The 12,190-nt window shown below is 72.7% G+C and carries 16 protein-coding genes; 6 read left to right on the plus strand and 10 right to left on the minus strand.

The window, feature by feature from the left end; all coding sequences use genetic code 11:
* Nucleotides 1-2: 2 nt before the first annotated feature.
* The 5 genes from LXM90_RS22030 to LXM90_RS22050 form a co-directional block, all read right to left on the minus strand.
* Nucleotides 3-344: a hypothetical protein gene (locus LXM90_RS22030; protein WP_081636443.1), complete on the minus strand. Its 342-nt coding sequence runs from the start codon at nucleotides 342-344 to the stop codon at nucleotides 3-5.
* Between the two features lie 41 nt (nucleotides 345-385).
* Entirely contained in the window at nucleotides 386-1,897 is a 1,512-nt protein-coding gene (locus LXM90_RS22035; RefSeq protein ID WP_020091637.1) for a DUF2336 domain-containing protein, read from the minus strand.
* Nucleotides 1,894-3,003, minus strand: a complete 1,110-nt coding sequence (locus LXM90_RS22040) for a lytic transglycosylase domain-containing protein (RefSeq protein ID WP_234083044.1) — start codon at nucleotides 3,001-3,003, stop codon at nucleotides 1,894-1,896. The genes LXM90_RS22035 and LXM90_RS22040 overlap by 4 nt, the downstream gene beginning before the upstream one ends.
* Before the next feature lie 89 nt (nucleotides 3,004-3,092).
* Nucleotides 3,093-3,722, minus strand: coding sequence for a flavin reductase family protein (locus LXM90_RS22045; RefSeq protein WP_020091635.1), 630 nt, complete (start codon nucleotides 3,720-3,722; stop codon nucleotides 3,093-3,095).
* A gap of 11 nt (nucleotides 3,723-3,733) precedes the next feature.
* Nucleotides 3,734-4,297 carry a nitroreductase family protein gene (locus tag LXM90_RS22050; protein ID WP_020091634.1) on the minus strand — a complete coding sequence of 188 codons (564 nt, stop codon included), beginning with the start codon at nucleotides 4,295-4,297 and terminating at the stop codon, nucleotides 3,734-3,736.
* 153 nt (nucleotides 4,298-4,450) lie between these two features.
* On the opposite strand from LXM90_RS22050, the gene LXM90_RS22055 reads away from it, so the two are divergent.
* Complete coding sequence (locus LXM90_RS22055) at nucleotides 4,451-5,368, plus strand: hypothetical protein (protein WP_026604700.1); 918 nt, start codon at nucleotides 4,451-4,453, stop codon at nucleotides 5,366-5,368.
* 30 nt (nucleotides 5,369-5,398) lie between these two features.
* Here the strand turns inward: LXM90_RS22055 and LXM90_RS22060 are convergent, their stop codons facing one another.
* Complete coding sequence (locus LXM90_RS22060) at nucleotides 5,399-6,286, minus strand: DMT family transporter (RefSeq protein ID WP_103985209.1); 888 nt, start codon at nucleotides 6,284-6,286, stop codon at nucleotides 5,399-5,401.
* A gap of 279 nt (nucleotides 6,287-6,565) precedes the next feature.
* On the opposite strand from LXM90_RS22060, the gene LXM90_RS22065 reads away from it, so the two are divergent.
* Entirely contained in the window at nucleotides 6,566-6,964 is a 399-nt protein-coding gene (locus LXM90_RS22065; protein WP_020091631.1) for a PRC-barrel domain-containing protein, read from the plus strand.
* A gap of 51 nt (nucleotides 6,965-7,015) precedes the next feature.
* Here the strand turns inward: LXM90_RS22065 and LXM90_RS22070 are convergent, their stop codons facing one another.
* Nucleotides 7,016-7,258 (minus strand): hypothetical protein, encoded by a 243-nt coding sequence (locus LXM90_RS22070; RefSeq protein WP_020091630.1) that lies wholly within the window; start codon nucleotides 7,256-7,258, stop codon nucleotides 7,016-7,018.
* Between the two features lie 281 nt (nucleotides 7,259-7,539).
* Between LXM90_RS22070 and LXM90_RS22075 the strand changes: the two genes are divergently transcribed.
* The 4 genes from LXM90_RS22075 to LXM90_RS22090 all read left to right on the plus strand — a co-directional run bounded on the left by LXM90_RS22075 (nucleotide 7,540) and on the right by LXM90_RS22090 (nucleotide 8,972).
* Entirely contained in the window at nucleotides 7,540-8,034 is a 495-nt protein-coding gene (locus tag LXM90_RS22075) for an HD domain-containing protein (protein ID WP_020091629.1), read from the plus strand.
* A 109-nt stretch (nucleotides 8,035-8,143) separates the two neighbouring features.
* Nucleotides 8,144-8,350 (plus strand): hypothetical protein, encoded by a 207-nt coding sequence (locus tag LXM90_RS22080; protein WP_020091628.1) that lies wholly within the window; start codon nucleotides 8,144-8,146, stop codon nucleotides 8,348-8,350.
* A 120-nt stretch (nucleotides 8,351-8,470) separates the two neighbouring features.
* Nucleotides 8,471-8,728, plus strand: a complete 258-nt coding sequence (locus tag LXM90_RS22085; protein ID WP_020091627.1) for a hypothetical protein — start codon at nucleotides 8,471-8,473, stop codon at nucleotides 8,726-8,728.
* Nucleotides 8,729-8,822: 94 nt separating this feature from the next.
* Complete coding sequence (locus LXM90_RS22090; protein WP_020091626.1) at nucleotides 8,823-8,972, plus strand: hypothetical protein; 150 nt, start codon at nucleotides 8,823-8,825, stop codon at nucleotides 8,970-8,972.
* A gap of 185 nt (nucleotides 8,973-9,157) precedes the next feature.
* Here the strand turns inward: LXM90_RS22090 and LXM90_RS22095 are convergent, their stop codons facing one another.
* The 3 genes from LXM90_RS22095 to LXM90_RS22105 form a co-directional block, all read right to left on the minus strand.
* Nucleotides 9,158-9,346 carry a hypothetical protein gene (locus LXM90_RS22095; protein ID WP_020091625.1) on the minus strand — a complete coding sequence of 63 codons (189 nt, stop codon included), beginning with the start codon at nucleotides 9,344-9,346 and terminating at the stop codon, nucleotides 9,158-9,160.
* A gap of 344 nt (nucleotides 9,347-9,690) precedes the next feature.
* On the minus strand, nucleotides 9,691-11,379 hold the full coding sequence (locus LXM90_RS22100) for a methyl-accepting chemotaxis protein (RefSeq protein WP_026604698.1): 1,689 nt from the start codon (nucleotides 11,377-11,379) through the stop codon (nucleotides 9,691-9,693).
* 227 nt (nucleotides 11,380-11,606) lie between these two features.
* Nucleotides 11,607-12,056: a DUF3617 domain-containing protein gene (locus LXM90_RS22105; protein WP_020091622.1), complete on the minus strand. Its 450-nt coding sequence runs from the start codon at nucleotides 12,054-12,056 to the stop codon at nucleotides 11,607-11,609.
* Between the last annotated feature and the right edge of the window lie 134 nt (nucleotides 12,057-12,190).

A 12,190-nucleotide genomic window follows, 5' to 3' on the forward strand; every position in this document is an offset into this window, starting at 1 on the left:
CGTCAAAGCACGAAACGCCCGAGCTCGTTCGCCGGGAAGGTTCGGAAGCGCCGGTATCCGCCCTGCACGGCCTGGGCGAGGGACGCGACGCCCGCGAGATCGCCCGCCTCGGCCCTGCGGGAATCCGCTTCGGTCAGGACGAGGCCCACCGTGATCGAGACCGCGCTGATCGCGACCGGCACGGCGAGAACGTGTCGGCCGGTCAGCCCGTCGGAGGCGACCACGTCGACCGCGTAGAGGCTGAACAGGTAGGCGCGCTCCGCGATCAGCGTCCGCGCCTCCGCCAGGACGTAGCGCGGCTCCTCCCCCGGCACCCGGCGATATCGGGAGATGTCCGGTGCCATCGCTCCCCCGAGCGCCGAGCCTTGGCGGATCCAGGCGGCGATCAGGCGGCGATGCGCTCCGGCTTATCCTCGCTCGCGGCCGGCTCCGGCCCGGCGGGGTCCCGGCTGGCGCGGAAATGATCGAGGATGCTGTCGCCCAGACCGTCGAGCACGAGGTCGGTCGCGGCCTGGACCTCCGGGTCGACCTCCTCGGGCCGGTACCAGGCCAGGATCTGCTCGGGCAGCGCGTCGAGGATCGCGCCCACCGGGTTGACCGGCTCGGCCTCGGCAGGGCCGTCCGCGGCGTCGGCGATCGCCACGACGACCGGGGTCGCCGTATCGCTCTCCTCCGCGAAGGCGGTCCGGCGCTGGCTCTCCAGGGCGGCGCGCCACGCGGCGTCGGCGGCCTCGGCCTCCCGGCGGGCGGTCTCGCGCGCCAGTGCCTGGGCGGCGATGGCGCGGGCCACCTCGCGCGCCTCGTCGCGGGCCGCCTCGGCCTCGTAGCGGTTGAGCAGCGTGATGACCGGGTGCATCTCCGGATCCGACAGGTCGCCGCAGGCTCCGATGGCGGATTCGATGAGGCGCCGCGACAGGCCGGTGCCCCGGACCGGGGCCGCCGCGCGGGCGAGTTCCTGCCAAGCGGAGAGCGCCGCCTGCATCGCCGGCAGGAGCGCTTCGGGCAGCCCGGCGCGGTCGTGCAGGTCCGCGAACAGGCGCGGGTCGCGCATGGCCCGGGCGACTCCGGCATGATCCTGCCCCGACAGGTCGGCCAGGGCGGCGAGCGCGAAGTCCGTCCGGCCCGAGAGCACGGCGCGCAGGATCAGGCCCGCGGTCAGCTGCCGGGTCGCGCGCAGGTGCGTCACCAGCCGCGTCACGGCGGCCGCGCCGAAGCCCTCGCAGGCCTCGAGCGCGACGCGCTCGCCGGCCTCGCGGCTCATCCGGTCCAAGCGCTCGGCGCCGAGCCAGGCGCGGTCGGTGACGAAGCCGGTGAGCGCCCGCGCCACCGCGATCCCGAGGGCGTGGCGCACCTCCGGCGGCAGGTCGGCGCGGGCGAGGAGCGCCTCGCGCAGGGCGGCCTCGTCGCCGCGGCGCTCGATCATGCGCAGCATCCGGCCCGCGGTGATCTTCGCCGTCGGATTGGCCGCGAGTACGACCAGCGTGTCGGTCTCGCCGATCTCCGCCAGGGCGCCCGCGACCGCGTGCGAGAGGTGGTGCCGGGCGGCGATCACCGCGCGGGTGGCCTCGTCGCCGAGGGCGGCCGCGTCCACGAGGTCGGCGTCGGTGAGGACCGGCGAGCGGGCGAGCACCGGCCGCGCCACCTCGGGAACGTCGGAGGACAGAGCGACGACCAGCGGGCGCGGCGCCCGCGCCGAGGCCGCGCAGGTCTCGGCGAGCGCCCGGCGCACCAGCGGCGACGGGTCGTCGAGGAGCGCGAGCAGCGCGGTCTTGGCCTCCCAGGCCGCGTCGGCGCCCAGGTCGCCGTAGAGGTAGGTCCGGGCCAGCGTCGCGGTCGCCTCGGCCCGGCGCTCGGCCGAGGCGTCCTGCGTCCAGGCCAGAAAGTCGCGGATGATCATCGACCGCTCCGGGGGGCGAACAGGCTGGTCCTGCTGCCGGACATGGACGCCGCGGCCGCGAGGTCCGCGGGTCGGCGGGGCGGCAGCGGCGGATTGAGGAGGGCGGCGCCCGGCGGCGTCGCCGCCGGTCCGGCCGTTGCGCCCATGACGGCACCCGTGATGGCACCCGTGACGGCGGGCTCCGCGATGGCGACGCGCGGTGGCGGCTCGGCGTCGGAGCGCGGGAAATAGGTCGGCGCCGCGTGCTGCAGCGGCGCGGCGCTGTTGCGCGCCTGCCAGAGACGGGCCGCGGCGTCGGAGGCCGCGCCGCGCTGGTCCGTCTGGAACAGGCTGCGCAGGTCCGAGGTCCCGCCGAACGCGGTCGCCGCGCTGGCGTAGGCCGAGACGGCCTGCGGCGCCGCGGCGCCGTCCTGGCGCAGGCCGGTCAGGTCGGTGGCGGCGGCGCCCTGGGCCGCCGCCGAGAGGCTGGCATAGAGTTCGGCAGCACTCCGCGGCCGGCCGGCGCGGTCGTAGAACAGCGCCCGGTTGGCACCGGCCGCCTCCGGCAGGTCGAGGGCGGCGGCGCGCTCGGGGAAGGCGCGGGCGGTCGAGATCAAAGCGGCCGCGCCCTTCGCGCCCAGCACGTGGGCCGCGTAGAGATCGCCCGCGGTCGGCTCGCGGCCGAGGGCGCCCGTGAGGGCGTCGGCGTTCTGCTGGGTCAGCGCGCCGGCCAGCGTCGCGGAGATCTTGGGATCGCGGCGCAGGTCGAGGATCGCCTGCCGCTGGCCCGCGTCGGGAACCGTGTAGGTGCCGTCCGACTGCCGGGTGATCGCGTCGGCCTGCGCCTGCAGGCCGAGCCGCGGCCCGGCATTCTTCATCACGCCGAGCCAGGTCTGCTCGATGAACTGGAACAGGCCGGTGGCCGAGGAGGTGCCGGCCTTGGCGGCGGGATCGAGGGCGGATTCCCGCCGCGCCGTGGCGAGGAGATAGTCGAAGCCGACGCCGCTCGCCGTCGCCCCGTCGCGGATGGCCTGGACCACCGGCCCGGAGGCGGGCGTGCCCGGCAGCGCCCGCGCCTGGGGCGGCGGGCTCTCCGGTGGGCTCGACGGCGTGGTGAACAGGAACATCCGGGCGGGCACGGTGCTGGAGACCGCCCGAACCTGCGCCCGCTATGGTAAACAAGTCCTCAATCGGCCGCGCGCGACCGGTTCCTGTTTCAGGACCCGGTGAACTCCCCCGCGCCCTTCGGTCGGCGCATCTGGAAGCGCGTGTCGGCGGTTGCGTGGAAGTAGTCGAAGTACCCGCCGCGCATGATCGGGTGCATCGCCGCCGTATCGACCATTCCGTCCGCAACGTACCGCTCGTCGACGTAGATCGACACCACCTGCCCGATCACCAGGAAGTTCTCCGCCTCCCCGCCCGAGAGGGGCACCAGCGGCACGGTCTGGAGCCACCGGCACTCCAGGGCCGCCGGCGAGGCGGCCACGCGCGGCGGCCGCACCTTCTGCGAGGGCGCGGTCTCCAGGTTGGCGAAGGCGAACTCGCTCGTTCCGCGCGGCAGCGGCGCCGAGGAATCGTTCATCCCGTCGCGCAGGTCCCAGGTGGCGAGACTGCAGACGAACTCCCGGCCCTCCTCGGCGAAGGTCATCGCGTCCTTCCGGCCCGAGGAGGAGAACGCGACCATGTTGTCGGCCACGGCGTTGAAGAACGAGTAGGGCGCGAGGTTGAGCGCGCCCGCGCGGTTCATGGCGCTGATCCAGCCGATCGGTCGCGGCGCGACGATGGCCTTCAGCGGGTTGTGCGGGAGGGCGCGCGACTCGCGCGGCAGGTCGAGGTCGTAGTGCACGGCCGGTCCCTTCAGAGGTAGGTGACGATCTCGTCGAGGGCCGGCCGCGGCCGGTCGGAGGGCACCTCGCGCGCCCGGCCGATATGGACGAAGCCGGCGAGCTTCTCGGTGGGCGCGAGGCCGAGGGCGTCGAGCACGCGGCGGTCGTAGGCGCACCACTCGGTCAGCCACGACGTGGCGAAGCCGGCGGCGTTCGCGGCGATCACGAGGTTCATGGTGGCGGCACCGGCGGAGAGCACCTGCTCCCAGTCCGGGATCTTCACGTGCGGGCCCGCCCGCGAGACCACCGCGACGACGACCGGCGCGTGGGTCAGGCGGGCGCGTTCCTGCGCGAGCCGCTCGGGCGCCGCGTCGGGATTGTCGGCCGCGAAGGTCGCCGCGATGACCTCGCCAACCTTCGCCCGGGCCTCGCCGGCGATGACGATGAAGCGCCAGGGCGCGAGCTTGCCGTGGTCGGGCACCCGCGAGGCGGCCGTCAGGATGGATTCCAGCTGCGCCCTGTCGGGCCCGGGCTCGTCCAGCAGCGCCGGCGGCACCGAGCGTCGGGTCTTCAGGAGATCGAGGGTGGCGGTCATGCGCTCCGTCCCGGTATCGCGTCCCGACCGGGATGTGGCATGCGCGGGCCGCCGGTGGAAGAGCGGCCTTGCCGCCGCCACGGTCGGGAGTCAGAGGCAGGCCCGGACGATCCGGTGTCGCGACCGGCGAGACGAGCAGAGAAGGGCCGACCGATGCGCATGAGGCTTGCAGCGACCGCGCTGGCGATGCTCGCCGCCGGCCCGCCGGCCGCGCTCGCGCAGCAGGACCCGTTCCAGAACCGGCTCGGCGGCGCCCTGCCCTCGCCGTCGATCACGACCCCGAACCTGCCGCCGTCCCTGCCCCCGGCCGAGCCGGACGCGCAGCTGTCCCTGTCGGCGCTCCTGTCGGGACCGGGCACGGCCCTGCGCCAGGGGCTCGCGTGGCGGATCTACGAGGATCGCGGCGACGGCACGCGGCCGTCGATCGTCGCCCGCTCGACCGAGGCCGAGCCGCATTTCACCCTCGCGCCGGGCGCCTACGTGGCGACCGTGACCTACGGCTTCGCCAGCGCCTCGAAGCGGATCGTGATGGGCGGGCAGCCGACGACCGACACGCTGCGGGTGGCCGCCGGCGCCCTGAAGCTCGCGGGTGCGGTGGGCGATCAGAAGATCCCGCCCGGTCAGGTGATGTTCTCGGTCTTCGTCCCGGTCGGGACCAATTCCGAGGGCCGGCTCGTGCGCGCCGGCATCAAGACCGGCGAGCTGCTGCGCCTGCCGGAGGGCACGTACCACGTCGTCTCGACCTACGGAGAATCGAACGCGATCCAGCGCGCGGACCTGCGCGTCGAGAACGGCAAGGTCACGGAGGCGACACTCAACCATCGCGCCGCGACGGTGACCCTGAAGCTCGTCGCCGCCCCCGGCGCCGAGGCCTTCGCGGGCACCGCCTTCTCGGTCCTCACCCCCGGCGGCGACACGATCCGCGAGGCGATCGGCGCCTTCCCGCAGGTCACCCTGGCGGAGGGCGACTACGTGCTGATCGCCCGCCACGACGGGCAGGTCTACACCCGGGAGTTCAAGGTCGAGAGCGGGCTCGACCGCGACATCGAGGTCGTGGCGAAGTCCGGCTGACGCTCCCGGGCCGACGGCTCGGCGTCGTTCTCAGGCGAAGCGCCGCGCCAGCGCCACGCAGGCGGCCACGGCCAGGGCGGCGGCGATCATGGCGGGCTCGATGTGCTCGCCGAGGACCAGCGCGGCCACGCCGAGGCCCAGGAACGGCTGCAGCAGCTGCAGCTGGCCGACCGACGCGATGCCGCCGCGCGCCAGGGCGCGGTACCAGAACACGAAGCCGATGAGCATGCTGAACAGCGCGACGTAGCCGAGTCCCGCCCAGGCCGGCAGCGGGATCGCCGCCAGCTCGGCCGGCCGGAGCAGCAGCGCGAGGGGCAGGCTCACGGGCAGCGACAGGACGGTGGCCCAGGCGATCACCTGCCAGCCGCCCAACCGGCGGGCCAGGACGCCGCCCTCGGCGTAGCCGAGTCCGCAGAGCAGGATCGCGGCCAGCATGAAGGCGTCGCCGGGACCCGGCGGACCGTCGAGCCCCCGCGCGGCGAAGCCGACCGTGACCAGCGCGCCGGTGATCGAGAGCAGCCAGAAGACCGGTGACGGTCGCTCGCCGGAGCGCAGCGCGCCGAACAGGGCGGTGGCGAGGGGCAGCAGGCCGACGAAGACGGTGCCGTGCGCGGCGCCGACCGTGCGCAGGGCCAGGGCGGTGAGGAGCGGGAAGCCGACCACGACGCCCGCGGCCACGATGGCGAGCGCCGGGAGATCGGTGCGCCGCGGGCGCGCCTGCCGGAGCGCCAGCAGGGCGGCCGCGCCGGCGAGGCCGGCGAGCGCCGCCCGGGCCGCGCTGAGGAACAGGGCGTCCATGCCGGTCAGCGCGAGGCGCGTCGCGACCAGCGACGCGCTGAAGATCGCGACGCCGATGAGGCCGTCCACCCAGGCGCCGGTCGCCGGTCCGCGCGTCGTCTCGATCACTCCCCCCGCCACGGCTGTCCCCTCCCGATACGTGCGGGTCCCGGCATGCCGTGCCGGGGCGCGGTCGGCCAGGAACGGTGGGGGCGCGGCCGGGCAATCTGTCCCGGTCGATCTTCGATACAGTTGGCCACCCCGTTCACCGCGTCGGAGCCTCGTGAGGGGTGTCGCCGCGCGGGTCGTGCGCCGGCCGAAGGTTCCATGTTCCGCGCATTAACATTTCCGTGCAGTCGCGGAACGATGCGCCCGAGGCGGCCATTTCAGACCACCCATACCGGGCCACTGGAGTACACCATGCGCCGCCTCGTCATCGCCGCCTTCGCCGCCGCCGCCCTCGCCGGGCCCGCGCTCGCCGCCAACGAGGCGCCGCAGACGGTCGCGCCCAAATTCGAGACCGTGCCGCAGGACGCGGTGCTCAGCTACAACCTCATCGGTCTCAACGTGACCGACGCGCAGAACAACACGGTCGGCGAGATCAAGGACCTCGTGATCGATCACGGGAAGCTGGCCGGTTACATCGTCTCGGTGGGCGGCTTCCTCGGCCTGGGCGAGCGCTACGTCGCGGTCTCGCCGAGCTCGATCGCGCTGGGCTACGACGCCGACGCGAAGAAGTGGAAGGCCATCATCGGCGCCAGCAAGGACCAGCTGAAGGCGGCGCCGGAGTTTAAGTACGAGGGCAAGTTCAAGCGCTGAGGCACACCGCCGCGGCCGGGCCCAGCGCCCGGCCGACCCGGCGCCCCGCACTCAGACGGAGGCGTCGAGGGCCTGTCGCGCCAGGCGGGCGACGAGGGCCTCCCGCTTGGCCTGGCGCAGCACGATCCGCGCCGCGGCCCGCGCGTTGGACGCGCGCAGCTCGGCCCGCGGGCCGCCGTCGCGCAGGGCGCGCCACGCCAGCGCGCGGAACCAGCGGACGTTGGCCAGCGCCGCCGCCCTGCGGCTCAGCGGCCCGCCGACATCCAGCGGCTTCTCGAGTGTTCCGGACGTCATGGTCTCGATCCTGAAGCGCGACTCGCCGCTTGTCCGATTATGGAACAACAGATGGCGATTCCACGGGAGCTGAGCAATAGTGTTGCCAACGTGAACTTTTGAATCGAGCGCGAAGACTGCGCATCCACGAAATGAGGTAGTCCCGCCCCGGGACGGCACCGGGCGACGGGGCGCCGCGCGGCAGGCGATCCTGCGGGAACGCCGCGGCGGGGACCCGACTTCCCGCAACGGGAAGCCGGTGCGGCGCCGATCCGGGCCGGTCGATCTGGAGAGCCGGTCGCGTGCCGACGATTTTCGATGCCCATACCTTCGCCCTCACGGCGCATGCGGGTCAGCTCGACAAGGGCGGCGAGCCGTGCATGCGGCACCTGGAACGCGTTGCGAACGCCGCCCAGACCCGGGCCGGTCACGCCCGACTCATCGACGGGCTCGACATCGACCCGATGCGAGTCATGCAGGCGGCGCTCCTGCACGATGTGCTGGAGGACACGCCGCGTACGGCGGCGGACCTCCGCGCCGCCGGCTTCGAGGCCGACATCGTCGAGACGGTGACGCTTCTCACGAAGCCGCAGAGTCGGATCGCGTATTCCGAGCGGATCACCACCCTGATCGCGGCCGGCAACCTCGCCGCGCTGCTGATCAAGATGTCCGATACCGAGGACAACCTCTGCCCGACCCGGATCCCGCCCAACGCCGCGTTCCTGCGCGAGCGCTACGCGACGGCGTTCGAGCGCCTGAAGGCGGCGGCGGCGGCGCGCGGGTACACCGGCCGCTGAGCACCAACCCAGGCGGGGAACATTCGCGCGAGCGTCCGGTAGATGATGCAACGCCCGGGCTGACCGCCGAGGTTCCGGACCCGGGGATGTGAGTGCCGGAGAAGCGCCGATGACACCGTCGACCCGTTCACCCGCCGCGATCAGCGACGAGGGGCGCCACGCCCGCGACCGCGGCGATCCGATCACCGCCAACCCCTATCCGGCGGATTCGGAATCCTGGGCCACCTGGGATCGCGGCTACCGGATGCCCGACGAGCAGGCGCGCGCCGCCACCCCGGCTGCGGTCCGGGAGGACGCGCCACCGGAAGCATCGTGATCCGGGACCCGTGCCGGCCGGTCGGCGACGCGGTCGGAACAGCGGCGGTGGCGCGGGGTTGCCCGCACGACCGGTAACGGCTCCGCGAGAGCGATTGCCGGACCGAGAGGGAGATCCGCCATGAAGGTCACGAGTCTCGCCATCGCCGCCCTCCTCGCGGCCGCGATTCCCGCCACGGCAGCCGAGAATGCCGGCAGCGCGACCAGCCGGTCGGGCACGGCCAACAGCACCGGCCCGAGCGACGCGGGGTCCGGCTCGACACCCGGCGCCGCCGGGAGTGGCCCGTCGACCGGCTCGATGAGCCGCTCCGGTACGACGAACAGCACCGGCCCGAACGATGCCGGATCCGGCTCCAAGCCGCCGGCCGGCGGCCGCTGACGGGACCGCGTCGCGCAGCGAGCGGCGCGGAGATCCTGTTTGGCGATATCGCCAAACAGGATCTCCGCGCCCTCACACGCTACAGGGAGGATCCATGTCGGCACGCACCCGCATCTCACTCGCCGCTCTTCTGCTGCTCGGCCTCGCCGCCTGCGACGACAAGCAGGCGCAGAACAACACGCCGACGAAACCCGACTCCACCAAGATGGAGCCGCAATCGGCGCCGAACACGCAGAAGCGCTAGAGCCGTTCCCGAACGGGGCAGGTGCGGACGGGGACGCTCGCCTAGCCGCCGCTGTTCGTTACGCGGGTCCGTTGCCTCTGTGGCGGAGGCCACACGTCTCTGCGGCCCGACCGGGGAACCCGGTCATCCGGACCGTCGCGACACCTCCGGGGTCGGCACCGGCGACGGCCGGGCATCCCGGGCAGTCAAGTCCGGATCGGCGAGGGACTTGTCTCGGATTGGCCGGTGGTTGCGCCGGTCGGCGGATCGCCGGACGGGTCGGCGATCAGCGGTACGGCGGCGCCGAAGCCGAGAGCCGCCTCGACGAGGATATCGTCGAGCGCGTCCGCGACCCACACGGCGCCGTCGAGGACGGATGTCAGGATTCGAGTCATCTGCACCTCCCTCCCGCATCCCGGGTCGCCGCCGCCGGACGGCGGCGACCCGGGATGCGGTCTTCAACCGGTTCGCACCCGCCGTCTCAGACGAAGTGCATCGGGAGGGCACGGTCCAGGATCTCGACGTAGGTCCCGGCGAGAACCGCGACGGTGGCGGCGGCGACGGCCGTGGCGAGGGCGAAGCGGGCAACGAGGGTCATGGAAGTCTCCATCAGGTCCGCGACTGTGTTCGCGGTGTAACCCTGATGTAAGCTCAAGCTTTCCCCGCCGAGGTGCTGCGGCACACCCCGGCGATGAACTGGCCGGAGCGGCCTATATCGCCGGGCTCCTCAGTCGGCGCGTCAGGCGGCGCGCACGGTCGCGAGGAACCGACCGACCTCGGCGGACAGGTGCTCGGACTGGCGTGACAGCTCCGAGGCCGCGCCGAGAACCTGGCTCGCCGCCGCGCCGGTCTCCTCCGCGGCGCCGGCCACGCCGGCGATGTTGCTGGTCACCTCGCCGGTGCCCTGCGCGGCCTGGGTGACGTTGCGGACGATCTCCTGCGTCGCCGCGCCCTGCTCCTCGACGGCGGCCGCGATCGAGGTGGCGACGCTGTTGATCTCGCGGATGCGCCCGGTGATCGTCCCGATGGCGGAGACCGCCTGACCGGTCACGCCCTGGATCCGGCCGATCTGACTGGAGATCTCCCCGGTCGCGCGGGCGGTCTGTTCCGCCAGCGCCTTCACCTCGGAGGCGACGACCGCGAAGCCGCGGCCCGCCGCGCCCGCGCGGGCGGCCTCGATCGTGGCGTTCAGCGCCAGGAGGTTGGTCTGACCGGCGATCGAGGAGATCAGGCCCACCACGTCGCCGATCTTGGCGACGGCGCCGCTGAGTTCCTGCACGAGGGCGCCGGTCTCGTCCGCCTCGCCGGCGGCGGAGCGGGCCAGCTCGGCCGAACCCTGGACCTGGCGCCCGATCTCCTGGACGGAGGCGCCGAGTTCCTCGGCGGCGGCCGCGACGGTGCTGACGTTCGAGGCAGCCTCCTCGGCGGCGGCCGCGACCGCCCCCGACTGCGCCGAGGTCTGGCCTGCCATGGCCGACATGGAGCCGGCGGTGGCCTGCAGCTCGGTCGCGGAGGCCGAGACCTGCCCGACGATGCCGCCGACCGCCGCCTCGAAGCTGTCGGCCATCTGGCGCATGCCGATCCGGCGCTGCTCCTCGGCGGCGAGGCGCGCCTGCGCGGTCTCGGCCTCCAGCGCCTTCATCTGGATAAGGCCCTGCTTGAACACCGCGACGGCCGACGCGATGGTGCCAATCTCGGTCTTCTCGCCCTGATGCGGGATCTCGGCCGACAGGTCGCCGGCGATCAGCGCCTGCATAGGCCGCACCACAGCGGCGATGCCGCGGGTGACGCCGAGGACGATGATCACGCCCGACAGAACGGAGACCGCCACGGCGAGAGCGATCGCGACGAGGCTCACCGTCCAGGTCTCGTTGAAGACAGCGGTGCCCTGGGCCTGCGCGGCATCGGCGCCGGCGTTGTTAATGGCGATCAGCTTCTCGAGGGCCTTGGAGGCGGCGCGGCGCGGGATGAGGCCCTTCGTCTCGTAGAGCTGATAGGCCTCGGTCTTCTTCCCGGCCCGCGACAGGTCGACGACGTCGTTGCGCACCGCCTTGAAGGTCTGAGATTCGTGGTTGAACGCGTCGAAGAGCGACCGCTCTTCGGGTGAGCTGAGCAGGCCCTTGTAGACCGCGACCCGGTCGGCCAGCTTCCTGTCGAAGCTGTCCATATCCTTCTCGATGCTGGCGAGCAGCGCCGGATCGGTCGCCTGCGTGTGCCGCAGGAGAAGGCCGCTGCTGCGGGCGGTCAGCGTGTCGATCTCGCCCAGCGCCCGGATGCTCGGCAGCCAGTTCGTATCGATCTCAACCGCCTGCTCGCGCAATTTGCGCGTACTCACGAGCCCGAGCACGCCGAGCCCGATCACGAAAACGGTCAGGACCGAGAAGGCCACGACCAGCTTTGTACGAATGGAGACACTCTGTAGCGACACGGCGGCCTCGACGGAGCCGAATAGAACAATTCTGCGGCTGCACGACGCACGATTAGCGAAATGTATTTAATATCCGCTAATCAGACCTTCCCCTGACTCGCGGGCTGTCGCTCGCCGTCTCACGGAGGGATGCCGGTTTCGCGGCTTGGATCTCCGCGGCGGCGCCCGCGCGGACGCGGGGCGGCACCCGACGGGCTCGCCCGCGCCCGAGGCGCCTGCCGGTGTGCCTATCTGGCCGCCGGTTGGGGCATCTTCACGATCTTGCCGTCGGGCAGGATGATGTCGCCCGGGCTCTGTCCGGCCGCGCAGGGACCGATGTAGGTGGCGTCGATCACCATCTGGCGTCGCACGGGCTCCTTGGCGTTCGGCATGCCGGTCAGCGTCGTATCCACCTCCATGTGGATCTTGCTGTTGAAGTCGCCGCTGATCTCGGTCGTGCCCGCGGCCGAGATCGGGCCGAGCTTGCACTCGGTCTCGCCCTTGTAGCCGGTGCTCGTCTTGACGATGGTGCGCTTCGCGCAGTTCTGGCCGCCCCCGAACGCGGCCTGCGCGATCTGATCGGTCTTCTCGTCGATGCATTGACGCGCGGTCGTGTTGCCGTCGGGCGACGTGGTCTTGCTCTCCCACAGGCCGGCCTTGCGTGCCGGCAACGTCTCGGCGGAGGCCACACTGGTCATCGCGGACAGAATCGCCGCAATCCCGATACCGACGGTACGTGCTCGCATGGATGATCCCTGGCTCTGACGCGACTCAGGCGCCGCAACGGGGCGTGGCTAACCGATGCGATACAGGCGAACAAGTCGATCCTGGA

The organism is Methylobacterium oryzae (genome assembly GCF_021398735.1).
Lineage (GTDB): Bacteria > Pseudomonadota > Alphaproteobacteria > Rhizobiales > Beijerinckiaceae > Methylobacterium.